The following is a 23,231-nucleotide window of genomic DNA, read 5'->3' on the forward strand; positions in this document are numbered from 1 at the left end:
CAGATGCCTCATGGGCATTTGCTATGATTGCGGGCAAATACTCACAAAATGGGCAGGAGCCGTCAAGCAGGCGCGGTGCTTCCCGCGCCAACTTTCGTTGCTGCGCCGCAAAAAATATTTTGGTTTCAAGGATTTGTATCGCGCTTCCGCACGGGCAGACGGCGCGCGCGAAGCCCTTTGCGCGCTGCAACCGCGGCCGCGCGCGCTCCGGATCTGTCAGGGAGCGACGGATCTTGCGCCGCGCTCAGCGCGCCAGCAGGCGCTCGGCGGTCAGTTCGTTGGTGATCAGCCCGTTCAGCAATTCGCCGCGCAGCGCGCCGAGGATCGCCTCGACCTTGGCCTCGCCGGCGGCGATGCCGATCACCGGCTTGTCGCGCGCCTTGCCGAGCGGGGCGCTGGCGACGAGATCGTTGGTCAGGCCCTCGATCAGCGCGCCGTTCCGGTCGTAGACCCAACTGGTGATCTCGCCGACGGCCCCGGCCGCCGTCAGCGCCGCCATCTCGTCGCGGCTGATGAAGCCGTCGACGAAGAGCGGCGCGCTCTCGCCCATGTTGCCGACGCCGACGAAGGTCACGTCCGCGTCCTTGACCAGTTCCAGGATGTTGTGCACCGGCTCCTGGTTGTGCAGCAGCGCCCGCTCGGCCCTCGACCGCGCGAACACCGGCAGCGGCATCGGATAGTGGCGGGCGTTGACCCGGTCGGCCATGCGGATGATGACGTTATAGGCCGAGGCCGACCCGTCCGACATCATGTTGCCGAGCAGCGAGACCACTTTGTGCTGCGGGCAGTCCATGGTCGGCAGTTGGTCGACCGAGGCGCGCAGCGCCCGTCCGGTGCCGAAGGCGATGATCTTCGGCGCGCTCGACTTCAGGTGCCGCTCCATCTCGGCCGCCGCCGCCTGGGCGATGCCGACGATGGAGGCGGGCGTCGCCGGATCGCTCGGCACCACCTCGCAGATGCGCAAGGCGAAGCGGTCGGCGAGATTGGCGGCCAGTTCCATGCAGCGGGCGATCGGGTGGTCGAGCCGCACCTTGATCAGCCGCTCGCTCACCGCCAGCGACACGAGGCGCTGCGCCGACTGGCGCGAGACGCCGAGCTTGCGGGCGATCTCGTCCTGGGTGTTGCCGGCGACATAGTAGAGCCAGCCGGCCCGCGCCGCCTCGTCGAGGCGGCTGACATCCGCATCGCCCTTGCCCGCCATTCGCCTCAGCTCCCCTGCCCGGCCGGCTGCGGCGCCGTTGCCCGCCCGAGCGCCGGCGCCATCTCGAAAAACGCGCTCCACCGGTCGAACACCGGCAGCGGCGGCTCGCCGGGCGCGGCATCGCCCGCGTCCAGATGGCTGCCGCCGATGAAGTGCCACACCGCCATCTGTGCCGCCCGCGCCGCCTCCAGCCCCGGCAGGCTGTCCTCGATGACGAGGCAGCGCTCCGGCGCGACGCCGCACTCGGCCGCCGCATGGAGGAAGAGATCCGGCGCCGGCTTGCCGCGCGCCACCTGCGAGGCGGTGAAGACGGCCTCGCCGAAATAGCGGTCGAGCCCGGTCAGGTGCAGCGAGCGGCGCGCCCGCGGCGGGCTGCTGCTGGTGGCGACGCAGGCACCGACCGCCAGCCGGTCCAGCACCTCGAACACGCCGGCGACCGGCTTCAGCTCCGCCTCGAAGGCGACAAGCAGCCGCTCGCGATAGTCGCTTTCGAAGCTCTCCGGCAGGGCCACACGGAAGTCGTCGCGGATGCTCTGGGCAACGCGCGGAAAGCTGCGGCCGAGGAAATGCGCCTTGAAATAGGCGTGGTCGACGGCAACGCCGGCCTCCTTGAGCGCGGCCAGCAGCACGCGTTCGCTGATCGGCTCGCTGTCGACCAGCACGCCGTCGCAGTCGAAGATGACGAGGGCGATGTCGCGCCCGGCCAGCGGGTCGCCAAATCGCGAAGAAGTCGTGTCGATCGTCTGCACGCGGTGCGGCATCCCGTGTCATAGCCGCTTGTTGCGGCCTCCTGTCCGTTCTTCCTGACGATGCCGGGGCGGCCAAGTCAAGAGCCGGTGCCATTGCGGGCCGGCCTGCGGCGCGCCTGCGGCAGCCGCGGCGAATCTCCAAATCCATCACAACACATTGAAATTCATGATAATTTGCGGCATCGCCGCAAATATGCCACATTGCCCTTGCCGACCGGGGATGCGCGAGCAGGCCCGGTCCCGCTTTTGGAGCAAGATCAGGGCCCGCGCAGATCGGGCACTTCCAGCTCCCGCCGTTCGCCCGGATCGTCCGGGCGGCTGCTTTGCAACCCCGCATGCCGGCCGCGGCCGGATCCGTGGTTCCTTGCCGGACGCAAGGGCCTCTTGCGGGTGCGAGCCAGACCTGTGGGCCCAGACCTGTGGGCCCAGACTTGCGGGCGATGTCGCCGGCAAGCCGGATCAGGTCGCACCGGACACCCTTTGGTGTGGTCGCTCGCAAATACAATCCGAACGGGTCGCAAGGCCCGCAAGACGTCAGGCATGTCCGGCAAGCGGCTTCCGTCGCGGATCGGCCGTGCCGCAACGACAGGAACACACCATGACCGACCAGACAGGCGCCACCGGCATCCCCGAACCGGAAGGCGCATCCGACATCATCGACACCGATTTCGAGATCGGCCAGGACAATCTGGAAGGCCAGCTTGGGCCCTTCGGCTTCGACATCCACAATCCGGTCTTCGTGATTTCCGGCCTGTCCGTCGTCGCTTTCGTCGTCTATGCGCTTGCCGCGCCCGAGCAGGCGGCCTCGTTCTTCGGCTGGCTGCGGCCGGCGCTGACCAGCACCTTCGACTGGTTCTTCCTGAGCGCGGCCAATGTCTTCGTGCTGTTCTGCCTGTTCCTGATCGTCAGCCCCTGGGGCCGGGTCCGGCTCGGCGGCAAGGAAGCCACCCCCGACTACAGCTATGCCGGCTGGTTCGCGATGCTGTTCGCCGCCGGCATGGGCATCGGCCTGATGTTCTTCGGCGTGCTCGAGCCGGTCTATCACATGGCCATCTCGTCGCCGCTCGGCGTCCCCTCGCCGTTTGCGGCCGACGGCTCGATCATCCCGGAGAACGTCGAGGCGGCCAAGGAGATGGGCCTTGCGGCGACCATCTATCACTGGGGCCTGCACCCCTGGGCGATCTACGCCGTGGTGGCGCTGGCGCTGGCGCTGTTCAGCTTCAACAAGGGTCTGCCGCTGTCGATCCGCTCGGCCTTCTATCCGATCTTCGGCGAGCGGGTGTGGGGCTGGACCGGCCATGTCATCGACACGTTGGCCGTGTTCGCGACGCTGTTCGGCCTTGCCACCTCGCTCGGCCTCGGCGCCCAGCAGGCCAATGCGGGCCTCGAACACGTCTACGGCATTCCCAACACGATCACCGTGCAGGTGATCCTGATCATCGCCATTACCGGCATCGCGCTGGTCTCGGTGCTGCGCGGGCTCGATGGCGGCGTCAAGGTCCTGTCGGAGATCAACATGGTGATCGCCGCCGCGCTGCTGCTGTTCGTGCTGCTGGCCGGCCCGACGCTCGCGATCCTCAGCGACTTCGTCACAGGCCTCCTCGCCTATGGCGCCGATCTCGGTGGCCTGTCGAACCCGATCGGCCGCACCGACGACGACTACCGCCAGGGCTGGACGGCCTTCTACTGGGCCTGGTGGATCTCCTGGTCGCCCTTTGTCGGCATGTTCATCGCCCGGGTCAGCCGCGGCCGCACGGTGCGCGAGTTCATCACCTGCGTGCTGCTGATTCCCTCGCTGGTCTGCGTGCTGTGGATGGCGGTGTTCGGCGGCGTTGCCATCGACCAGGTCCTCTCCGACCCGGCGACCAGCGCGGTCAAGGCCAACGTCATCGACAGCTACAGCCCGGAACTGTCGCTCTTCGCGATGCTCGAGGGCCTGCCGCTCGCCTCCATCACCTCGACCATCGGCATCGTGCTGGTCATCGTCTTCTTCGTCACCTCGTCCGATTCGGGCTCGCTGGTGATCGACACGATCACCGCCGGCGGCAAGGTCGACGCGCCGGTGCCGCAGCGGGTGTTCTGGTGCACCTTCGAGGGGCTGGTGGCCATCGTGCTGCTGATCGGCGGCGGCCTCGGCGCCTTGCAGGCCATGGTCATCTCCACCGGCCTGCCCTTCACGCTCGTCCTGCTCTTGATGTGCGTGGCGATCTTCAAGGGTTTGCAGACCGAGGAGCCGTGAGGCTCGGCTCCCCGGTCCCGGCTCGGCGCTGGCGCGCCGTCCGGGAAGACGCAAGGAGAGGCATCCTGCTTCACACCTGCCGAGGGTGCCAATGGATCCCGGATCTTCGGCCTTCGGCCTCGTCCGGGACGACATCCTGAGAGGGGGCACGGCCTCGCGCTCCTCCGCTGCTGCGCGCGGGCGCTTGGGATGGGCGCGGCCCCCGCCCCATCCACAGGCCGTCACACCGGGCAAGGCGAAGCCGCGACCCGGTGCCCATTGGCTGCCAGAGCAGCAGTGAGAACACGCCCGCGCGCGTCCACACACAGAGTGACGTCCCGGTTTCGGCGCAGCCGAAGACCGGGATCCGGTAACCACGAACGGTTCGGCTCAAGCCTCGGCGTTGCCGCGAGCGAGGCTCGGCGAGGCTGGGGTTGCCGCCGTCACGCCACCACCAGCTCCGGCGGATACTGGATGCCTGCCTTCGCAGGTATGACAGCCGAGAGTGGGATGAGCGCCTTCCATCTCATGCCTGCCGATCGGCCACTCCTGTCCCGCGCTTCTGCCTCTCTCCAGCGTCATTCGCGCGCAGGCCCCTCTTTTCGTCATCCCACACGCAGCCCCCTCCGGCGTCATCCCGCACGCAGCGCAGCGCAGATGCGGGATCGGAGAGCCGAGGGCCTCGCGGCAACGCTCCCGAAGGACGCCGCAACCGCCGGGGCTCCCCGATCCCGGCTCGGCGCTCGCGCGCCGTCCGGGAAGACGCGAGGAGGGGTCTGCGCCACAAACACCCGCTGCGGGCACCAATGGTCCCCGGATCTCCGGCTTCGCCGCGTCCGGGGATGGCGCGAGCAGAACAGGATCGGACGAAAATTGATCTTGTCACGCCAACGCCCCGCCCTCTAGCATCGCAACCGATGGTTCCCGCGTGGCAAAGCCGGACGCGGGTGAAAAGGGAACACGGTGCGGCGTACCCAACAGGGGCCAAGACCGTGGCTGCCCCCGCAACTGTGAGCGGCGAGCGCTGTCCGAATGCCACTGGCCCTGCGCCGGGAAGGCGGACAGGCGCGAGGAACCGCGAGCCAGGAGACCTGCCATCGATCACGGCGCGTCGGGGGGCCCCTCGCGCCATCCTGTCCCTGGCTTCGCGCACGGTGGGTGCGCCAAGGAGGCTTGCATGCATATCGAACCCGGCGTCGTCGACGGCGCCAAGATCCTTCTCAGCGTGGCGACCGCCGCCGCCTCCGTCGGCCTGATCGGCAAGATGTCGCTCGACACGATCCGCCGCGACGGCGGCCTGGCCGCCCTCCTCGTCCGCTCGGTGATCGCCACCGCGCTGGTCTTCTGCTTCTTCGAGGTGCTGCCGACCAAGCCGGTCGGCGTCTCCGAGGTCCATATCATTCTCGGCTCGACGCTCTACCTGATGCTCGGCGCCGGGCCCGCCGGCATCGGCCTGGCGCTCGGCCTGCTCACCCAGGGCCTGTTCTTCGCGCCCGACGACCTGCCGCAATACGGCATGAACCTGACGACGCTGATCGTGCCGCTGTTCGCCATGAGCCTCCTGGCGCGCCGCATCATCCCGGCCAGAACCGCCTACAAGGATGTCAGCTACAAGCAGGCGCTGGCCCTTTCCACCAGCTACCAGGGCGGCATCGTCGCCTGGGTGGCGTTCTGGGCGTTCTATGGCGGCGGCTTCAGCGCCGAGAACCTTGCCGATGTCGGCAGCTTCGGCCTCGCCTATCTGACGGTGATCATCATCGAGCCGCTGGTCGACCTTGCCGTGCTCGCCGGCGCCAAGCTGCTCGACAAGGCCCGCACCGGCCTCGTCTTCCAGCAGCGCCTCTACCACGCCGCCGCCTGACGGCGCGCGTCGCCGGCCGCATCTTGCGGCCGGCGACCTGCCAAACTGCCAAACTGCCAATCTGCCTGACTGAAAACCTGCCTAAAAAGCCTGCCTGACTGAACGACTGACAGGACCTGAAGCAATGGCGCGACCCATTCCGGGGCGCCGGATCGACTTGAGAAAAGGATCGACTGCATGACGAGGTTCACTTTTGCCCGGCGCGCCGCCGCCTTTGCCGCGACCTCCGCCGCCCTGGCGCTCACCGCGACGCCCGCCCTTGCCCATCTCCATCCGGGCGAGCACGGGTCCTTCGCCGCCGGCTTCAGCCATCCGCTGTTCGGCGCCGACCACATCCTGGCGATGGTCGCCGTCGGCCTGTGGGCCTGGCAGATCGGCGGCCGCGCCGTCTATATCGTGCCGGCCGCCTTCGTCGGCACCATGCTGCTCGGCTTCGCCCTGGCGCTGGCCGGCATCGCCCTTCCCTTCGTCGAACCGGCGATCCTCGCCTCGGTCGTCGCGCTCGGCCTGCTGGTGGCGCTCGCCGTGCGGCTGCCGGTTGCCGGCTCGGCCGCCGTCGTCGCCGCCTTCGCCCTGTTCCACGGCCATGCCCATGGCGGCGAGATCGGCGCGGCAACTGAGTTCGCCTATGGCGCCGGCTTCGCCCTCGCCACCGCCCTGCTGCATGCCGCCGGCATCGCGCTCGGCTATGGCCTCGGCAAGCTCGCCTCCTCGCGCGGCCAGACCCTGACGCGGGTGCTCGGCGGCCTGACGGCTCTTGCCGGTGCCGCGCTCGTCCTCGGTGGATAAACCAGTCCGGGCGGCGGGGACAACCTCGCCCCGCCTGCCCCACCTGCCCCGGCGAGGTGCGAAAATCGCCGCGTGAGCCGGCGTGACCACGGGTTTTCTCGATATTGAGAGGCCCGTCTCGAAATCCGGGCCGTTTGAGACGGAATTTTGCAAAATCCGTCTCGAAATTTCTCAAAAACGGCACCACGGAAAACGCCCGGACGAGCAGAACCTCGTTCGGGCGTTTTTCTATTTAGAAACCAGTATCTTACACCTAAGCTCTGGCGTCGCGCTGCGCGATCCAGTCGTGGTCGGGATGGTTCTTGAAGCGCCACTTGCGCAAGGGGCCGGCCATCACGTTCAGATAGTACATCTGGTAGCCATAGGGCGCGCCGCAGGGATGGTGCCCTTTCGGCACCAGCACCACGTCGCCGTCCGACACCGCCATCGTCTCGTCGAGGTTGCCGTCCTCGGTAAAGACGCGCTGGATGCCGAAGCCCGTCGCCGGGTCGAGACGGTGGTAATAGGTCTCTTCCAGATAGGTCATGTCGGGATAGTTGTCCTCGTCATGCCGGTGCGGCGGATAGGACGACCAATGGCCCTGCGGCGTGAAAACCTCCGTCACCAGCAGGCTGTCGGCGACATCCTTGTCCTCCATCGCGATGGGGTGGATATAGCGGGTATTGGTGCCCTTGCCGCGCGTCTCGAAACCGATGTTTTCGATCATCCCGGCCGCGTGCCCACCGCTGCCCGGCGCGGTGCACACGGCCAGCGTCAGCTCGGTCGTCGCCCTCGCCTCCCAGGTCGAGCCGTTCGGCACGTAGAGGCAGTGCGGCGGCTTGCGCTCGAAGACGCTCAATCGCTCGCCCCGCTCGCCGAAGGAGACCCCGCCGGCGCTGAGTTCGGCCCGCCCCTCGACCAGCACCAGGATCGCCTCGCGGTCGCCCGTCGCCTCGCCCGCGCTCTCGCCCGGCGCCAGCCGGTAGAGCGTGAACCCGACATAGGACCAGCCGGCGCTTTGCGGCGTGATGTCGTGCACCTTGCCGTGCTTAGCCTTTGGTTTCACGAGCAGATCGGCCATGGCATCGCTCTCCCTGGTTGTCTGTGTCGGGGCTCTTTAGCCCCTGTTATCCCCGGTCGAGACCAGTCTCGCGGGCCATTGCTTTGAGCGCCTTCAGGCCCATCGACTGGTAGGTGACGGGATCGCGAACCTCCGGGTCCTGCTCCGCCTCGATGACCAGCCAGCCCGAATACTCGTGCTTCGCCGCGGTCTTCAGCACCGGCGCGAAATCGACCCCGCCTTCGGGGTCGCCCGGCACGGTGAAGACGCCCCGCCGCACGCCTTCGAGGAAGCTCAGCCCCTCCCCGCGAACCTCGCCCATCACATCCGGGCGCACGTTCTTGGCGTGGATATGTGAAACGCGGCCCATATGCTTTTCAGCGAGCCGCGCCGGATCGCCGCCGCCGAAATAGGCGTGGCCGGTGTCGAGCAGCAGCCGCGTCGCCGGGCCGGTCTGCGCCATCAGCGCGTCGATTTCCTCTTCACTTTCAACGATGGTGCCCATGTGGTGATGGTAGACGAGGGGCACGCCTGCGGCCCCGCAATGGGCCGCGACCTGCTCCAGATCGGCGCAAAAGGCAGCGAATCGCTCCCGGTCGAGACGGGGCCGGTCGTTGACCGCGACGGTATCGTTGCCGTGGATAGCGTTGGAGGTCTCGCAGGCGATCAGCACCGGCGAGCCCATCGCCTTCAGCCGCGCCAGATGCGCGCCGATCGCCTCGATCTCGGCCTCGGCCGAGCGGGTCAGCAGTTGCAGCGAGTACCAGGCCGAGACGAATTTCAGCCCGTGCGGCGCCAGCGTTGCGGCCAGTTCCGCCGGGTCGGTAGGAAACTTGTGGCCGTTCTCGATGCCGTCGAAGCCGATCTCGGCGGCCTGCGACAGGCAGGTTTCAAGCGAAATATGGGCGCCGAGGCTCTGGTCGTCGTCGTTGGACCAGGCAATCGGATTGGTGCCGTAGAGGATCATCTGTTGCGCCTTCAAAGGGTCGAAGAGAGGTGAAGACTAGTCGACAAGGTTCTGTTTCTTCAGGGCATTTTCATAAGACGCGCGAGCCGAGCGGACCGCATCCCTAGGCGAGACCTCCGGCACCGCAACGTCCCACCAGTGGCCGCCGGCCTCGGTCGTCGCCAGCGGATCGGTGTCGATGACGATGACATGGCTGCGCTCCGACGCCCGCGCCCGCACAAGCGCGGCCTCGAGCCCGGCGATGTCGTCGACCTTCTCGGCGATGGCGCCCATCGATGCGGCGTGGGCGGCGAAGTCGATGTCGCTCGGCACCACATGGCGGGCGGTGTCGAGCAGGTTGTTGAAGCTCTCGCCGCCCGTCGCCCGTTGCAGGCGGTTGATGCAGCCGAACCCGCGATTGTCGAGCAGCACGACAATGAGCTTCTGGCCCAGCATCACCGAGGTCGCGAGCTCGGAATTCATCATCATATAGGAGCCGTCGCCGACCATGACGACGACCTCGCGCTCGGGCTGCGCCATCTTGGCGCCGAGCCCGCCGGCGATCTCGTAACCCATGCAGGAGAAGCCGTATTCCATGTGATAGCCCATCGGCCAGGAGGCCTTCCAGAGCTTGTGCAGCTCGCCCGGCAGGCCGCCGGACGCGCAGAAAACCACAGCGTTTTCAGCGACATTGCGCTGGACGGCGCCGATCACCTGGGCATCGCTCGGCAGCGCGTTGCCGTCGGGCGGCGGGGCTGTCGCGGCATCCACAGCCGCGATCCACTCACGCTTGAGGTCGGCCGGCGGGGCCGCGAAACGCCTGTCGCCAAGCGCCCGGCTGAGGGCCTCCAGCCCGTCGCGCGCATCGGCGCACAGCGGCACGGCGCCGTGCTTGGCCGCATCGTAGGGCGTGACATTGAGGCTGACGAGCTTGCGGCCCGGCCGGGCGAACAGCGACCAGGAGCCGGTCGTGAAGTCCTGGAAGCGCGTGCCGACGCCGATGACCACATCGGCCTCGCGAGCGACCGCATTCGCCGCCGAGGAGCCGGTGACGCCGACCGAGCCGAGATTGAGCGGATGGTCCCAGGCGAGCGCCGACTTGCCGGCCTGGGTCTCGACGACCGGGATGCCATGCGTCTCGGCAAACCTCAGAAGTGCCTGATGCGCAAAGGAATAATGGACGCCGCCGCCGGCGACAATGACCGGCCGCTCGGCTGAGGCGAGCAGGCCCACCACGTCCTTCAGCTCGGCCGGGTCCGGCTGCGGCCGGCGCATCCGCCAGACCTTCGGCGCAAAGAAGCTTTCCGGCCAGTCGAACGCCTCGGTCTGCACGTCCTGGCAGAAGGCCAGCGTGACCGGGCCGCACTCGGCCGGGTCGGTCATCGTGCGGAAGGCGCGCGGCAGCGCGGTCAAGAGCTGCTCGGGCCGGGTGATGCGGTCGAAATAGCGCGAAACGGGGCGGAAGCAGTCGTTGACGCTCAAGGTGCCGTCGCCGAAGTCCTCCAATTGCTGCAGCACCGGGTCGGGCGCACGCCCCGCGAAGACGTCGCCGGGCAGGAACAGCACCGGCAGCCGGTTGACATGGGCCATCGCCGCGGCGGTCAGCATGTTGGTGGCGCCGGGGCCGATGGAGGAGGTCACGGCCATCGTCCGGCGGCGGCCGAGTTGCTTGGCATAGGCGATGGCCGCATGGGCCATGCCCTGCTCGTTGTGGCCGCGCCAGGTCGGCAGCTCGTCGCGCACGCCGTAGAGCGCCTCGCCGAGGCCGGCGACATTGCCGTGGCCGAAGATCGCCCAGACGCCGGCGATGAAGGGCACCCCGTCCTCGTTCATCTGCCGGCAGAGATAGCGCACGGTGGCCTGCGCCGCCGTCAGCCGGATGGTGGTGGTCATGCCGCTCTCCCGTCTGCCGCCCTCGCCCGGTCCCAGGCCGCGCAAAGGATCTGGTATTTCGATGCCATCAGCGCGATCGCGCCCTCGTCGTCAAGCGTGCCGCTCAGCCAACCCCGCGCCGCCTCGAAGAAGATGGTGCGTCCGACGGCAAAGCCCTTGACCAGCGGAAAGCGGGCGGCCTCGGCGAAGCTCGCCTCCAGCTCCTCCAGCGGCGCGTCGAGACCGAGCACGACGATGCCGCGAACATACGGATCATTCTCGGAAATCGCCGCGCAGGTGGCGGCCCAGGCGGCGGCGGAGACGGACGGCTCCAGCTTCCACCAGTCGGGATAGACGCCGATCTCGTAGAAGCGGCGAATGAGGGCGGCGGTGGTGTCGTCGCCGACCGGCCCGACCTTCGACGGGATCACCTCCAGCAGGAATTCAAGACCGTTGGCGCGGGCCGCCCGCGCCAGCCGCAGCACTGTCGCTTCCTGACCCGCGCGCATCGCCTCGTCGTCATCCGGATGGCAGAAGCACAGGACCTTGACCACATGGTCGGCCGGCCATTCGGCAAGGCCGGTGCCGTAATCCGGGCCGATCTCCAGTTCCAGCGGCCGCGAGCCGGGCAGTTCCACCGGACGGCCGATCCAAAGGCCGGTGCCGGCGGCGGCGAACAGCGCCGCCTCGCCGAGCCGGCCGTCGCTCAGGATGCCGTAGCCGGGCCGGCCGGCCTGCACCCGGCGGGCGGCGGCAAGGCAGAGCGTCTTGAAGGCGGGAATGCGGGAGGCGTCGGCGCCGAGCTCGGCGGCGAGATCCTCAAGCTGCTTGCGATGGTCGAAGGCGAAGACGCGCATTTGCGGCCAGTCGCCCTTGCGGGTGGTCGACCAGTGGATCTGCTCCAGCTCCGCGTCCTTGCGCAGCGCCGGCACGCGCACGCCGCGCTGCAGGAAGAAACACAGCTCCTCCCAGCTCGGATAGGACGGCGTGCAGCCGTGCCGCGAGACGGCGAGCGCGCCGCAGGCATTGGCATAGGTGAGCGCCCGCTCCCAGCCCTCGTCGCGCAGCCAACCGCGCAACAGGCCGGACATGAAGCCGTCGCCGGCGCCCAGCACGTTGAACACCTCGATGGGAAAGCCGGGGCCGGAGACGCCCTTGTCGAGATCGTCTGCAATATCGCCCTCGAAGGCGACGGCGCCCATCGGCCCGCGCTTGCACACCAGCGTTGCAGCCGAGATCGCCCGCACGGCACGGAGGGCCGCCAGCGTGTCGGTGCTGCCGCCGGCGATGTGAAACTCCTCCTCCGTGCCGACGATCAGGTCGAAGAGAGGAAGATGCGACTGCAGCTTGGCGGTGACGGCGCGCGATTCGATGAAGCGGCTTTCGCCGGCACCGTGCCCGGCAAGGCCCCAGAGATTGGGCCGGTAGTCGATGTCGAGCGCGGTGCGGGCGCCGTTCTGGCGGGCAAGGCGCAGGGCCTTCAGCACCGCCGCCTCGGTGCGCGGGTTCGACAGATGGGTGCCGGTGACGGTGACGCAGCCGGCCTCAGCGATGAAGGCCGGGTCGATGTCGCCTTCCTCCAGTGCCATGTCGGCGCAGTTCTCGCGGTAGAAGATCAGCGGAAACTGCTCGCGGTCGCGAATGCCGAGGAGCACGAGCGCAGTCAGCCGCTCGGGATCGGTCTTGACGCCGCGCACGTCGACGCCCTCGCGCACCAGTTCCTCGCGGATGAAGCGGCCCATGTGCTCGTCGCCGACGCGGGTGATCAGCGCGGAGCGCAGGCCGAGCCGGGCGGTGCCCGCCGCCATGTTGGTGGGCGAGCCGCCGATATACTTGGCGAATCCGCGCATGTCCTCCAGCCGGCCGCCGACCTGGGCGCCGTAGAGGTCGACCGAGGCGCGGCCGATGGTGATGACATCGAGCGGCCGCGCGTCCCGGCCCTGCTGCGAACTCATGGCAACCTCTCCCCGCCTGACCGATCCGGCCGATCGTCTCCGCACAGGTCCCGTCGTCCGACGCCGGCAGAGTCAAAACGGAACATAAATTCCATTTTTGCCGTTCGCAACCGCTTTGTCGAGCGAATGCCACGCGGCGGATAGGTGGCAAAGCGCGGACGCCGCAGGCAAGGACGGCGCGGGCGGACATCGCTCCTTGAGGTTTTCCAGTTTGTTCCCAACATCCTAAGGAGATCCGCCGATCACACTGGCGCGCCCCCGCCGGCGGCGTGGCTGCACTGGCGGATCGTCTCGGGCGGCGGCGGTGGCGAACGGGAGGATCTGGCCGGCACACCGGTTTTCCGCTGGCAAAGACCCAGGCGACCGAGGGCACTCGCCCGCTTGCACAGGCGTGCAGCGTCTTCATATGGAATTTTTGTTCCAAATCGTATCGATCCTTTCTGGACACGGTCCCGACGGCGATTTTCGTTGCATCGCAACATCAAACGTGGTCTATGCGTGGCAACGGCGTCCGCGTGGAGACACGAGCCTTTCGTGACCGGCGCCCCGACGCAACCTTCCTCCCGATCGTTGCCGACACCAAGCGCTGCTATCCGAGCGGCGGGCGACAAGGCCCGTTTCCGATGCCGGCGCCCCTCAAGGCAGCTCATCTGCGCAAGCTCCCTTCCCGACTGACACGGACCGCGACCGCGCGCCCATGATGGCGTGCCGGCGCGAGCAAGGAGTCCGCTTGACCACGTTCAACGACCTCGGCCTCGCCGAGCCGATCCTCAAGGCCCTTGTGGCCGAGGGCTATACCTCCCCGACGCCGATCCAGGCGCAGGGCATTCCCGCAATTCTGTCGGGCGCCGACGTGCTGGGCCTCGCCCAGACCGGCACCGGCAAGACCGCATCCTTCGTGCTGCCGCTGCTCCACCGCATCGTCGAGCAGGCCAGCCGACCCGAGCCGAAGACCTGCGGCGCGCTGATTCTCGCGCCGACGCGCGAGCTCGCCGCCCAGATCGCCGACAGCATCCGCGCCTATGGGCAGAAGGTGCGCCATTCGGCCACCGTCGTCGTCGGCGGCGTCCGTCCCTTCCCGCAGGTGCGCAACATGGCGCGCGGCGTCGACATTCTCGTCGCAACGCCGGGCCGCCTGATCGACCACATGCAGGGCGGCGCCATCCGTCTCGACAAGACCACGACCGTGGTGCTGGACGAGGCCGACCACATGCTCGACCTCGGCTTCCTGCCGGCGATCCGCCAGATCCTGGCGAGCCTGCCGCGCGACCGCCAGACGGTGCTGCTGTCGGCGACCATGCCGAAGCCGATCCGCGCGCTGGCCGAGGACTTCCTGAACAACCCGCAGGAGATCGCGGTGGCTCCGGCCTCCAAGCCGATCGAACGCATCGAGCAGAAGGTTCTCCTGATCGAGCGCGACGCCAAGCGCCAGGCGCTGGTCGACGTGCTGCGCGACGACGAGATGGACCGCGCCATCGTCTTCACCCGCACCAAGCATGGCGCTGACAAGGTCACCAAGCAGTTGGAGCAGGCCGGCATCCAGGCCGCGGCGATCCATGGCAACAAGAGCCAGAGCCAGCGCCAGAAGGCGCTCGACAACTTCCGCTCCGGCCGCACGCCGGTGCTGGTGGCGACCGACATCGCCGCGCGCGGCATCGATGTCGACGGCGTGTCGCATGTCGTCAACTACGAGCTGCCGAACGTGCCGGAGGCCTATGTGCACCGGATCGGCCGCACCGCGCGCGCCGGCAAGAGCGGCATCGCCGTCTCGTTCTGCGACCGCGAGGAGCGTCCGTTCCTGCGCGACATCGAGAAGCTGATCGGCAAGGTGCTGGTCGAGCGCGAGGACGACGGCCCGGCACCGCGCAAGCAGTCGCGCGGCGGCGGCGGCCGTGGTCAGCAGCAGCAGCAGCGCCAGCCCTTCCGCCCGCGCGGCGAAGGCGGCGGCCGTGAGGACGGTCGCGGCGAGGCCCGTGGCTTCCGCGGCAATGGCAACGGCAATGGCGGTGCCCGCAAGGACAAGCCGGCCGGCCATGGCCAGCATGAGGGCCGCAGCGACGGCTTCCGTGGCGGCCAGCAGCAGCGCAACGCCCGCCCGCAGGGCGCCAAGCCGCGCGACCACAGCGGCGAGCGCGGCCGTGTCCGCTCGTTCCAGCCCGCGTAACGCGGCAACGCCGAACCACGCTTGAAAAACGAACGCCGGCGCGGGAGCCTCCCGCGCCGGCGTTTTGCGTTTCGGCGTTTTGCGTTTCGGCGGCTTTGGTCCAGGGGCCACCCCTCCCCGCTTCAGTCGGCGGCGCGCACGAGCTGAGTCTGGGTGCCGAGGCCATCGATGCCGAGCGCCAGCCGGTCGCCGGCTTTCAGATAGACCGGCGACGGCTTGATGCCCATGCCGACGCCCGGCGGCGTGCCGGTGGAGATGACGTCGCCCGGATGCAGGCTCATCATCTGCGACAGATAGGAAATCACCTTGGCAACGCTGAAGATCATGGTGGCGGTGGAGCCGGTCTGCATGCGCGTGCCGTTGAGATCGAGCCACAGCGACAGCGCCTGCGGGTCGGCCACCTCGTCGCGGGTGACGAGCCAGGGCCCCAGCGGGCCGAACGTGTCGGCCGACTTGCCCTTGGTCCACTGGCCGGCGCGCTTGATCTGGAAATCGCGCTCGGACACGTCGTTGGCGACGCAGTAACCCGCGACATGGGAGAGCGCCTCGGCCTCCGACACGTATTTGGCATGGCGGCCGATGACGACGGCAAGCTCCACCTCCCAGTCGGTGGCGACCGAACCGCGCGGCAGTTCGATCCCGTCGTCGGGGCCGCAGATCGCCGAGGTCGCCTTCATGAAGACGATGGGCTCGGGCGGTACGTCGAGGCCGGATTCGGCCGCATGGTCGGAATAGTTGAGGCCGATGCAGACGAACTTGCCGACCCCGCCGACGCAGGGACCGATGCGAGCCCCCTCCTCGACCAGCGGCAGCGCGGCCGGATCGAGCGCGGCGATGCGGGCCAGCCCCTCGTCGGAAAGGGTCGCGCCGGCGATATCCTCGACATGGGCGGACAGGTCGCGGATGCGGCCTTGCGCATCGACAAGGCCGGGGCGCTCAGCACCGGCGGGTCCATAGCGGACGAGTTTCATCAAAGGTCTCCTCAAGTGAGCGTGCAAACGGCGTCGCGCGATCATAGGCGGTTGAGGCAAAACGGCAATCGCCGCACGGGCCCGATCTCAGCGGCGCTCCGGCAAGGCATCCGGCGGGACCAGCGAATAGCTGGTCGAGCGGCCGCCGCCGGGATCGCGCGCAAGGATGCCGCGGGCGACGAGGTCGGTGATGTCGCGCAGCGCCGTATCGGGCGAGGTCTTCGTCAGCCTCGCCCATTTCGACGAGGTGAGCTTGCCGTCGAAGCCGTCGAGCAGCCGGTTCAGCACCTTGCGCTGGCGTTCACTGAGAGGCTCGCCGGCCAGCGCCTGCCAGAACGCCGCCTTGCGCAGCACGTCCTCGAGAATGCCGGCGGACTCATCGAGCGCGCGGTCGAGACAGGCGAGAAACCACAGCAGCCAGGGCGTGATGTCGAGGTCGCCCTTCTGGGTGCGCTCGAGGATCTCGTAATAGCCCTTGCGGTCCTGGCGGATCTGCGAGGAGAGGCTGTAGAAGCGCTGGCCGCTGCCTTCGGAGCGGGCGAGCGCCATGTCGCCGATGGCGCGCGCGATGCGGCCGTTGCCGTCCTCGAAGGGATGGATGGTGACGAACCACAGATGCGCGAGCGCGGCCCGCAGGACGGGATCGAGCGGGTCCGGGCTCTCGAACCAGTCGAGGAAGGCCTCCATCTCGGCCGCGACACGGGCAGCGGGCGGCGCCTCGAAATGGACCTTCTCGCGGCCGAAGGGGCCCGAGACGACCTGCATCGGCCCGGCCGCCTCGTCGCGCCAGCGGCCGACGGCGATGCGCAGCATGCCGCTGCGGCCCGTCGGGAACAATGCCGCATGCCAGGCAAACAGGCGCTCGCTGGTCAGCGGCGCCTCGAACGCGCCGACCGCGTCCAGCGTCATCTCGACGACGCCCTCGACAGTGCGGTCGACCGGCGGCAGGCCGCCGATATCCATGCCGAGCCGGCGGGCGATGGAGGAGCGGACCTGACTGCGCTCCAGGATCTCGCCCTCGATCTCGCTCGACTTGACGACATCGGCCGTCAGGGTCTCCAGAACCGCCTCGGCGCGCAGTGCGAAGCCGAGCGCGTCCATGCGCCCGGTGAGCCGGCCCTGCCGGTGACGGACCGCCGCCAGCGGGCCGGAGACCGAAGCATGGTCGAAGCGAAACGTTGGCCAGTCGCCGAGCTGATGGATATAGGTCGCCATTTACCGCATCCTTTGCGGCGAATATACCGCGCATTCGCCGCAGGCGCAATTATTCGCCGCGAAACTTGCGGAGATAAGATCTCCTAATCACCGCAAGAGCAGGGCGTGCGGATCCCCGCACCACCCTTGCGAGTGATCGCCGCGACCTGCATTGTAGCCGGGCGAAACCCAAAGACCCCCGACAGCGACAGGGCCCCGCAGATGACCAGAGCACTCACCCACCTGATGTTTCAAGGCCATGCTCGCGCGGCACTCCGAACCTATGAGGCGGTGTTTCCGGATTTCACCATCGAAATGCTGGAACTCAACGACGAGAACACCGCTGCGGCCGGAACGGTGCGCATGGCAAAGGTATCGTTTGCCGGCCAGCGCCTCATCGTGATCGACAGCCCGATCCCGCACGACTTCGACTTCACGCCGTCCATGTCGCTGTTCGTCGAGATGGATAGCGTCGACGCACTGGACGGGGCCTTCGCCCAGCTTGCTGACGGCGGCACGGTCTTGATGCCGCCGGACAATTATGGCTTCAGCGACCGTTTCGGCTGGCTGACGGACCGGTTTGGCCTCTCCTGGCAACTGTCCCTGCCGCTATGAAGCACTCGGCCAAAGATTGCGAAGCAGCCCACCGGGCAACGCTGCCGCAGCGAGGCGGCCAAAGAGAGGGGCAGAGAGGACGGCAGAGCGGGCGGAGATGTGAGATGCCTGTTCTTGTCTTCGCAGTGTCGCTGCTGCTCGCCGCCTGCGCCTCGCCGCCGCCTGCAGACACCCATGTCTGTACCGAGACCCCGACCGGGCTGGCCGAATGCCACCTGATCGAGCCGGCGCCGTAGGGCGAGATTTCCAGCCCGACGCGAACGGCAGGCGAGAAGGGTCGGCGCGTCAGCCGCGCTGGCGGCGGCCGAGATAGATCAGAAACACGCCCAGGGCGACCGGCAGAAACAGATACTCGACCGTCTCCAGGGTGAAGCGCGGAAGAACCCTGCTGCAGCCGCTGGTGTTCATCTCGCAGCCGAAGCGATCGAGAAGCCACCAGATCCCGATGGAGGCAACGATGATGCCGATGCCGATGATCCGCAGAATACGCCGCCCCATGTCCGCTCCTATGTCCGCTCGTCCTTGACCGGTGACTGACAGGCCCACCGGACCCGCGCAAGGAAGGCCGGCCCCTCCGCCGGGCCACGTCCACATCCCCAATGCGGGACCGTGCAGCAAAAGAGGCAATCCGACAAGGGGTTCGCCCGGGCGCCTGCGCCGCGCCGGCTATGCGGCCGGGCGCGGCGGGCCGATGCCGGAGGGCTCTGGCGAGGCTGGCTCCGCCGGACCGGTGGCAAACCATGTCCGGCCGCGCCCTTCCCGCTTCGACCGGTACAGCGCCTCGTCGGCACTGCGGATGACCGTTCTGGAGGTCAGCGCATCGTCCGGCCACCAGGCAACGCCGATGCTGGCGCCGACAGTGGCGCTGCCGCCCTCGAAGACGATTTCCGAACAGATGCCGGCAACGATGCGCTCGCACAGCGCCAGCACCGATCCAGGGTCGAGGCCCTCGCGCAGCAGCACGATGAACTCGTCGCCGCCGACCCGCGCGGCCATGCCGCGATCCCCGACTGCCGCCAGGATGCGACTGGCGACGGTCCGGATCACCAGATCGCCGACCGGATGGCCCCAGGTGTCGTTGACCTCCTTGAAGCGGTCGAGGTCGATGCACAGGACCGCGCAGCGTTGCTGCTCGCTGTGCTGCAGCACCTGTTCGATCTCGCGTTCGAACTGCGCCCGGTTGGGCAGGCCGGTCAGGGCATCGTGATGGGCGAGAAAGCGGTTGCGCTCCTCGCTCTGCTGCAGCCGCAGAAGGCTGCTGCCGAACCGCAGGGCGACGAAGCCGAGGGCGATGGCGACCAGCAGCAGCCCCCCGGCGAGAAGCGGCAGCGCCTGACGCCAGATCACCGATGAGGGATAGGTCCGCATCCAGGTCACGGCGATTGCATCGGCGCCCCTGCTGCGCCCGACCCGGATCCAGTCGGCATCGGCCGGCACGTCGGCTGCCGGGAGAATGGCGAAATCCTGCAGGCCGAGCTTGCGGCCGATCTCCGAAAGGATCGGAGCGGACAGCGGCTTGAAGGTCAGCAGAATGTTGGCGTGGCCGTCAGGCAGCAGCGCGTCGTCGTCGGGCACGATGGCCTGGGCGACGATCATGGTGAGTTGGCCGTCGACGGGACGGATATCCGACACGAAGAGCGGCTGGTGGGACCGCACCGGATTGTAAGCCACCCTGAAGCCGCCGCCGGCCGGCTGCCGGTGCGTCTTGTAGGCGTCCCGCGCGAGCGCGACCAGGTCGGCGGCCAGTTCCACATACTTCACCGCCTCCGCCTCGGCGCGGACGTCTTCCTCGAAGATCAGCAGGCGAGGATTGCCGTCCGGCCCGACGATGACCGTGGTCTGGATGCCGAAATCCTCCCAGTGCCACTCGATGATCTCGTCGCGGACGAAGTCCCAGTCGATATGCGCGATCAGCGCGCGCACCGCCTCATCCCAGTGGGAGATGCGTGCCTGATCGAACACCAAGATCTCGACCTGGCGGTCGATCTCGTTGCGCACCAGATGGCGCTCGTCCCCGGCGCGCACGTCGTCGGCAATGCGTCCGGCGCTGCCGAGCGTATGGGTGTTGGACAGCGCGAAGGCGATGACGACGGTCACGCAAAGGAGATAGACCGCAACCTTGAGGTTGCGTTTCCCCGTGTCCAGCCAGTGCGCCATTGATGGATTTCCCGTATTCTGCATGCGGCGACACTGGCAGGAAGACTTGAATCTTCGGCTAACCGACGTGGTTCCCGCCTCGTTAACGGCATCGCAACTGCGTCGACGTTGGAGCTTGATCTCGCGCAACGCGGGTCCTGCCTTGCTGTTCCACAATGTCGCCCGGCTGGGAAGGAACACGGCAACGGGGAGTCCAATGGGAAAGACGATGAAAGCCGCTGTGGTGCGCGCCTTCGGCGCGCCGCTCGACATTTGCGAGGTGACCAAACCGGAAGTGGCGCCCGGTAAGATCCTGGTGAAGATCGCCGCCAGCGGCGTCTGCCACACCGACCTGCACGCGGCCGAGGGCGACTGGCCGGTCAAGCCGCAGCCGCCCTTCATCCCGGGCCATGAGGGCGTCGGCACGGTCGCCGCCGTCGGGGCCGGCGTCACCAGCGTCAAGGAAGGCGACCGGGTCGGCGTGCCGTGGCTGCACACCGCCTGCGGCCATTGCCGACATTGCGTCGGCGGCTGGGAAACCCTGTGCTGCGACCAGCAGAACACCGGCTACAGCGTCAATGGCGGCTTCGCCGACTATGTGCTCGCCGATCCGAACTATGTCGGCCACCTGCCGGACGGGCTCGCCTTCGCGCCGGCCGCTCCGGTGCTGTGCGCCGGCGTCACGGTCTACAAGGGGCTGAAGGAGACCGAGGCGAAGCCCGGCCAGACCGTCGTCATCGTCGGTATCGGCGGGCTCGGCCACATGGCCGTGCAATATGCCAAGGCGATGGGAATGCATGTCATCGCCGTCGACATTTCCGAGGAGAAGCTGGCGCTGGCCCGCGCCCTCGGCGCCGACATGGCGTTCAACGCGCTGACCGAGGATGCGGTCGCCGAAGTGCAGAAAGGCGGCGGCGCGGAAGGCGTGCTGGTGACGGCGGTGTCGCCGAAGTCGTTCAGCCAGGGCTTCGCCATGCTCGGGCGCGGCGGCACGATGAGCCTCGTCGGCCTGCCGCCCGGCGACTTCCCGCTGCCGATCTTCGACACCGTGCTGACGCGCAAGACGATCCGGGGCTCCATCGTCGGCACCCGCAACGATCTCTCCGAAGCGCTGGCCTTCGCCGCCGAAGGCAAGGTCGCCGCGCATTACTCCACGGATCGGCTGGAGAACGTCAACGCGATCTTCGACACGATGCGCGCCGGCAAGATCGACGGCCGCGTGGTGATGGAGATCTGAGAAAGCCGCTCAGCCGCGCTCCAGCGCGGCGAGCACGAAGGCGGCGCGCTCGGCGACCGGGGCTTTCGGCAGCAGCCGGGTCTCGTAGCCGAGCGCGGGCAATTCGTTCGCCAGGCGCTCGTATTCTTCGGTCGCGGCGTCAAACCCGTGCCGGCGCTCGGCATCGCCCGCGTGGATCTCCGGCCAGGGCGGCGCCAGAAACACCAGCGGGCGATAGCGGTAGCGGCGGGCGAGCGGTGCAAGCACCTTGCGCGCCGTCGCGACCTGGAAGGCCGAGGCGGCATCGATCACGCCGCGGTCGAAGAAGATCCAGCCCTCATCACCTCGCCGGCCATGCGCACCGCGCCAGTCGGCGACGGCCATGCGGATCGCCCGCCGGGCAAAGGCCGCAAGGTCGATCCAGGGCAGTGCGCTGCCCTCTCCCGCCAGTTCCTCGCGGACGATACGCCGGCCGGGTTCTTCCACCGTGCGGTGGCCGCGGCGGGCAAGCTCTTCGATCAATGTGGACTTGCCGCCGCCGGAACAGCCGGTGACGAGCACGAAACGCTGATGCATGGGAAGGCTCTCTTGGGGGAAACGGGGGCGGCGCACCGCGCGCCCTGCCCCGCTCCCTGGAGCCTACATCGCGTCGTAGTCGAGCACCACCGTGTCGGAGACCGGGCGCGACTGGCAGGTGAGGACGAAGCCGGCCTCGATCTCCCAGGGCTCGAGCGAATAGTTGACCGCCATGTCGACCTCGCCGGCCTCGACCTTGGCGCGGCAGGTGCAGCACATGCCGCCCTTGCAGGAATAGGGAACCTCGACGCCCGCGCGCATAGCGGCATCGACGATGGTCTCGCCGGCGGCAACCGGAACCGTGACGCGGGCCCCGTCGATGATCAGTTCCGCGCGCGCCGCATGGGCGGTCTCGGCGGTCCTGTTCGCGGGCTTGGCCGCATGCGGCGCCGAGCCATCGGCCGGCGTGAAGAACTCGCGGTGGATGCGCTCGCCCGCCACGCCGAGACGGGCGAGCACGGCGCTCGCGGTCTCGATCATCTCGCCGGGACCGCAGAGGAAAACGCCGTCCGCCTCCGCCACCGGCAGCACATGGGTGAACAGGCGCTCCAGCTTTTCCGAGTCCAGCCGGCCGGAAAGGATCTCCACATCCTGGGTCTCGCGCGACAGCACATGGAACACGCCGAAGCGGGTCGGGAAGACGTCCTTCAGGTCCTCGATCTCTTCCTTGAAGATGATCGTCTGGGCGCTGCGGTTGCCGTAGAACAGGAAGAACTCGCTCTCGGGCTCGCGGGTCAGCACGGTGCGGATCATCGCCAGAACCGGCGTGATGCCGGAGCCGGCGGCGACCGCGACGAGCTGGCGCGGGCCGCCCTGATGCGCCGGCAGGACGAAGCGGCCCGACGGGGTCATCACGTCGATCTCGTCGCCGGCCGCCACGTTCTCGTTGGCGAAGGCGGAAAAGACGCCGCCGTCGATCTTCTTCACCGCGACGCGCAGTTCCCCGTCATCCTCGCCGGCGCAGATCGAATAGGACCGGCGCACCTCTTCGCCGCCGATCACCGCGCGCAGGGTGAGATACTGGCCTGCGGCGAAGCGATAGGCCTCGCGCAGGGTTTCCGGCACGTCGAAGGAAATCGACACAGCCTCAGGCGTCTCGCGCCTCACTTCGCGGACCTTCAGCGCATGAAATCTCGGCGACATGCGGTTCTCCCTCAAAAGCTTCCGGCGGCATCCGTGGCCTGCCGGACAAGACGCCAGCTCAGTGGCACTTGAATCAGTGGCACTTGAAATAGTCGAACGGCTCGGCGCAGGAGCGGCAGCGCCACAGCGCCTTGCAGGCGGTGGAGCCGAACTCCGACACCTTCTCGGTGTCGTGCGAGCCGCAGCGCGGACAGGCGACCTCGTCGTCGCCGAACAGGGCGCGGCGCGAGGCCTTGCCGGCCGGCGGAGCGATGCCGTAGGCGCGCAGCTTCTCGCGCGCGTCCTCGCTCAGCCAGTCGGTGGTCCAGGCCGGCGACAGCACGGTGTTGACCCGCACCTTGCCGAAGCCTTCCGCCAACAGCGCGGTCTCGATGTCCATGGTGAAGACGGCCATCGCCGGGCAGCCGGTATAGGTCGGCGTGATGTCGACCTCGACTGTGCCGTCGGAGGCGATGCGCACGTCGCGCAGCACGCCGAGATCACCGATGGTCAGCACCGGGACTTCCGGGTCCGGCACCTGCGCGGCGACCTCGAAGGCACGCCGGCGGGCGCTCTCCCCCGCGATATCGTGCAGGCGCGAGCCCAT

General features: G+C 68.2%; 20 protein-coding genes and 1 riboswitch. Of the genes, 7 read left to right on the forward strand and 13 right to left on the reverse strand.

The window, feature by feature from the left end:
- Positions 1-244: 244 nt before the first annotated feature.
- Together TSB10P1A_RS20030 and TSB10P1A_RS20035 are read right to left on the reverse strand one after the other, a co-directional pair.
- Positions 245-1,201, reverse strand: a complete 957-nt coding sequence (locus TSB10P1A_RS20030; RefSeq protein ID WP_186389711.1) for a sugar-binding transcriptional regulator — start codon at positions 1,199-1,201, stop codon at positions 245-247.
- A gap of 5 nt (positions 1,202-1,206) precedes the next feature.
- Entirely contained in the window at positions 1,207-1,950 is a 744-nt protein-coding gene (locus tag TSB10P1A_RS20035) for an HAD family phosphatase (RefSeq protein ID WP_208987159.1), read from the reverse strand.
- Between the two features lie 598 nt (positions 1,951-2,548).
- On the opposite strand from TSB10P1A_RS20035, the gene TSB10P1A_RS20040 reads away from it, so the two are divergent.
- The 3 genes from TSB10P1A_RS20040 to TSB10P1A_RS20050 all read left to right on the forward strand — a co-directional run bounded on the left by TSB10P1A_RS20040 (position 2,549) and on the right by TSB10P1A_RS20050 (position 6,818).
- Positions 2,549-4,189, forward strand: a complete 1,641-nt coding sequence (locus TSB10P1A_RS20040) for a BCCT family transporter (RefSeq protein WP_186389713.1) — start codon at positions 2,549-2,551, stop codon at positions 4,187-4,189.
- 880 nt (positions 4,190-5,069) lie between these two features.
- Positions 5,070-5,282, forward strand: a riboswitch (cobalamin riboswitch).
- 63 nt (positions 5,283-5,345) lie between these two features.
- A complete protein-coding gene (locus TSB10P1A_RS20045; protein WP_186389714.1) occupies positions 5,346-6,029 on the forward strand; it encodes an energy-coupling factor ABC transporter permease in 684 nt (227 codons plus the stop codon).
- Positions 6,030-6,206: 177 nt separating this feature from the next.
- Positions 6,207-6,818 carry a HupE/UreJ family protein gene (locus TSB10P1A_RS20050; RefSeq protein ID WP_186389715.1) on the forward strand — a complete coding sequence of 204 codons (612 nt, stop codon included), beginning with the start codon at positions 6,207-6,209 and terminating at the stop codon, positions 6,816-6,818.
- Positions 6,819-7,071: 253 nt separating this feature from the next.
- On the opposite strand, the gene iolB is transcribed toward TSB10P1A_RS20050, so the two are convergent.
- The 4 genes from iolB to iolC are packed head-to-tail and all read right to left on the reverse strand — an operon-like array spanning position 7,072 to position 12,630.
- Positions 7,072-7,878 (reverse strand): 5-deoxy-glucuronate isomerase, encoded by an 807-nt coding sequence (iolB, locus tag TSB10P1A_RS20055; protein WP_186389716.1) that lies wholly within the window; start codon positions 7,876-7,878, stop codon positions 7,072-7,074.
- A gap of 46 nt (positions 7,879-7,924) precedes the next feature.
- Entirely contained in the window at positions 7,925-8,824 is a 900-nt protein-coding gene (gene iolE / locus TSB10P1A_RS20060) for a myo-inosose-2 dehydratase (protein ID WP_186389717.1), read from the reverse strand.
- Between the two features lie 36 nt (positions 8,825-8,860).
- Positions 8,861-10,696 (reverse strand): 3D-(3,5/4)-trihydroxycyclohexane-1,2-dione acylhydrolase (decyclizing), encoded by a 1,836-nt coding sequence (gene iolD, locus TSB10P1A_RS20065; RefSeq protein ID WP_186389718.1) that lies wholly within the window; start codon positions 10,694-10,696, stop codon positions 8,861-8,863.
- Positions 10,693-12,630 (reverse strand): 5-dehydro-2-deoxygluconokinase, encoded by a 1,938-nt coding sequence (gene iolC, locus TSB10P1A_RS20070; RefSeq protein ID WP_186389719.1) that lies wholly within the window; start codon positions 12,628-12,630, stop codon positions 10,693-10,695. Before iolC ends, iolD begins: the two co-directional genes overlap by 4 nt.
- A gap of 730 nt (positions 12,631-13,360) precedes the next feature.
- Here iolC and TSB10P1A_RS20075 point away from each other — a divergent pair.
- Positions 13,361-14,794 carry a DEAD/DEAH box helicase gene (locus TSB10P1A_RS20075; RefSeq protein ID WP_186389720.1) on the forward strand — a complete coding sequence of 478 codons (1,434 nt, stop codon included), beginning with the start codon at positions 13,361-13,363 and terminating at the stop codon, positions 14,792-14,794.
- A 122-nt stretch (positions 14,795-14,916) separates the two neighbouring features.
- On the opposite strand, the gene TSB10P1A_RS20080 is transcribed toward TSB10P1A_RS20075, so the two are convergent.
- Positions 14,917-15,765, reverse strand: coding sequence for a fumarylacetoacetate hydrolase family protein (locus tag TSB10P1A_RS20080; RefSeq protein ID WP_186389721.1), 849 nt, complete (start codon positions 15,763-15,765; stop codon positions 14,917-14,919).
- Between the two features lie 87 nt (positions 15,766-15,852).
- The gene (locus TSB10P1A_RS20085) at positions 15,853-16,980 is read right to left on the reverse strand and encodes a Fic family protein (protein ID WP_186389722.1); all 1,128 of its coding nucleotides are present in this window, start codon (positions 16,978-16,980) and stop codon (positions 15,853-15,855) included.
- A gap of 201 nt (positions 16,981-17,181) precedes the next feature.
- Between TSB10P1A_RS20085 and TSB10P1A_RS20090 the strand changes: the two genes are divergently transcribed.
- Positions 17,182-17,574 carry a VOC family protein gene (locus TSB10P1A_RS20090; RefSeq protein ID WP_186389723.1) on the forward strand — a complete coding sequence of 131 codons (393 nt, stop codon included), beginning with the start codon at positions 17,182-17,184 and terminating at the stop codon, positions 17,572-17,574.
- Between the two features lie 104 nt (positions 17,575-17,678).
- The gene (locus tag TSB10P1A_RS23910; RefSeq protein WP_256376456.1) at positions 17,679-17,810 is read left to right on the forward strand and encodes a hypothetical protein; all 132 of its coding nucleotides are present in this window, start codon (positions 17,679-17,681) and stop codon (positions 17,808-17,810) included.
- Between the two features lie 49 nt (positions 17,811-17,859).
- Here TSB10P1A_RS23910 and TSB10P1A_RS20095 read toward each other — a convergent pair whose 3' ends face one another.
- A complete protein-coding gene (locus TSB10P1A_RS20095; protein ID WP_186389724.1) occupies positions 17,860-18,072 on the reverse strand; it encodes a hypothetical protein in 213 nt (70 codons plus the stop codon).
- Positions 18,073-18,240: 168 nt separating this feature from the next.
- The gene (locus TSB10P1A_RS20100; RefSeq protein ID WP_186389725.1) at positions 18,241-19,731 is read right to left on the reverse strand and encodes a diguanylate cyclase domain-containing protein; all 1,491 of its coding nucleotides are present in this window, start codon (positions 19,729-19,731) and stop codon (positions 18,241-18,243) included.
- 196 nt (positions 19,732-19,927) lie between these two features.
- On the opposite strand from TSB10P1A_RS20100, the gene TSB10P1A_RS20105 reads away from it, so the two are divergent.
- Positions 19,928-20,947: a zinc-dependent alcohol dehydrogenase gene (locus TSB10P1A_RS20105; protein ID WP_186389726.1), complete on the forward strand. Its 1,020-nt coding sequence runs from the start codon at positions 19,928-19,930 to the stop codon at positions 20,945-20,947.
- A 9-nt stretch (positions 20,948-20,956) separates the two neighbouring features.
- On the opposite strand, the gene TSB10P1A_RS20110 is transcribed toward TSB10P1A_RS20105, so the two are convergent.
- The 3 genes from TSB10P1A_RS20110 to paaD form a co-directional block, all read right to left on the reverse strand.
- Positions 20,957-21,502 carry an AAA family ATPase gene (locus TSB10P1A_RS20110; RefSeq protein ID WP_186389727.1) on the reverse strand — a complete coding sequence of 182 codons (546 nt, stop codon included), beginning with the start codon at positions 21,500-21,502 and terminating at the stop codon, positions 20,957-20,959.
- Between the two features lie 63 nt (positions 21,503-21,565).
- A complete protein-coding gene (paaE, locus tag TSB10P1A_RS20115; RefSeq protein WP_186389728.1) occupies positions 21,566-22,645 on the reverse strand; it encodes a 1,2-phenylacetyl-CoA epoxidase subunit PaaE in 1,080 nt (359 codons plus the stop codon).
- A gap of 73 nt (positions 22,646-22,718) precedes the next feature.
- The gene (gene paaD / locus TSB10P1A_RS20120) at positions 22,719-23,231 is read right to left on the reverse strand and encodes a 1,2-phenylacetyl-CoA epoxidase subunit PaaD (RefSeq protein ID WP_186389729.1); all 513 of its coding nucleotides are present in this window, start codon (positions 23,229-23,231) and stop codon (positions 22,719-22,721) included.

The sequence above is a fragment of the Stappia sp. TSB10P1A genome (genome assembly GCF_900185725.1).
Classification (GTDB): Bacteria; Pseudomonadota; Alphaproteobacteria; order Rhizobiales; family Stappiaceae; genus Stappia.

What these genes read in the sequence shown, in the direction of transcription:
- TSB10P1A_RS20030 (WP_186389711.1), bottom strand. Translation starts at nt 1,201, where the DNA reads ATGGCGGGCAAGGGCGATGCGGATGTCAGCCGCCTCGACGAGGCGGCG.
- TSB10P1A_RS20040 (WP_186389713.1), top strand. Translation starts at nt 2,549, where the DNA reads ATGACCGACCAGACAGGCGCCACCGGCATCCCCGAACCGGAAGGCGCA.
- TSB10P1A_RS20045 (WP_186389714.1), top strand. Translation starts at nt 5,346, where the DNA reads ATGCATATCGAACCCGGCGTCGTCGACGGCGCCAAGATCCTTCTCAGC.
- TSB10P1A_RS20050 (WP_186389715.1), top strand. Translation starts at nt 6,207, where the DNA reads ATGACGAGGTTCACTTTTGCCCGGCGCGCCGCCGCCTTTGCCGCGACC.
- iolB (WP_186389716.1), bottom strand. Translation starts at nt 7,878, where the DNA reads ATGGCCGATCTGCTCGTGAAACCAAAGGCTAAGCACGGCAAGGTGCAC.
- iolE (WP_186389717.1), bottom strand. Translation starts at nt 8,824, where the DNA reads ATGATCCTCTACGGCACCAATCCGATTGCCTGGTCCAACGACGACGAC.
- iolD (WP_186389718.1), bottom strand. Translation starts at nt 10,696, where the DNA reads ATGACCACCACCATCCGGCTGACGGCGGCGCAGGCCACCGTGCGCTAT.
- iolC (WP_186389719.1), bottom strand. Translation starts at nt 12,630, where the DNA reads ATGAGTTCGCAGCAGGGCCGGGACGCGCGGCCGCTCGATGTCATCACC.
- TSB10P1A_RS20080 (WP_186389721.1), bottom strand. Translation starts at nt 15,765, where the DNA reads ATGAAACTCGTCCGCTATGGACCCGCCGGTGCTGAGCGCCCCGGCCTT.
- TSB10P1A_RS20085 (WP_186389722.1), bottom strand. Translation starts at nt 16,980, where the DNA reads ATGGCGACCTATATCCATCAGCTCGGCGACTGGCCAACGTTTCGCTTC.
- TSB10P1A_RS20090 (WP_186389723.1), top strand. Translation starts at nt 17,182, where the DNA reads ATGACCAGAGCACTCACCCACCTGATGTTTCAAGGCCATGCTCGCGCG.
- TSB10P1A_RS23910 (WP_256376456.1), top strand. Translation starts at nt 17,679, where the DNA reads ATGCCTGTTCTTGTCTTCGCAGTGTCGCTGCTGCTCGCCGCCTGCGCC.
- TSB10P1A_RS20095 (WP_186389724.1), bottom strand. Translation starts at nt 18,072, where the DNA reads ATGGGGCGGCGTATTCTGCGGATCATCGGCATCGGCATCATCGTTGCC.
- TSB10P1A_RS20100 (WP_186389725.1), bottom strand. Translation starts at nt 19,731, where the DNA reads ATGGCGCACTGGCTGGACACGGGGAAACGCAACCTCAAGGTTGCGGTC.
- TSB10P1A_RS20105 (WP_186389726.1), top strand. Translation starts at nt 19,928, where the DNA reads ATGGGAAAGACGATGAAAGCCGCTGTGGTGCGCGCCTTCGGCGCGCCG.
- TSB10P1A_RS20110 (WP_186389727.1), bottom strand. Translation starts at nt 21,502, where the DNA reads ATGCATCAGCGTTTCGTGCTCGTCACCGGCTGTTCCGGCGGCGGCAAG.
- paaE (WP_186389728.1), bottom strand. Translation starts at nt 22,645, where the DNA reads ATGTCGCCGAGATTTCATGCGCTGAAGGTCCGCGAAGTGAGGCGCGAG.
- paaD (WP_186389729.1), bottom strand. Translation starts at nt 23,231, where the DNA reads ATGGGCTCGCGCCTGCACGATATCGCGGGGGAGAGCGCCCGCCGGCGT.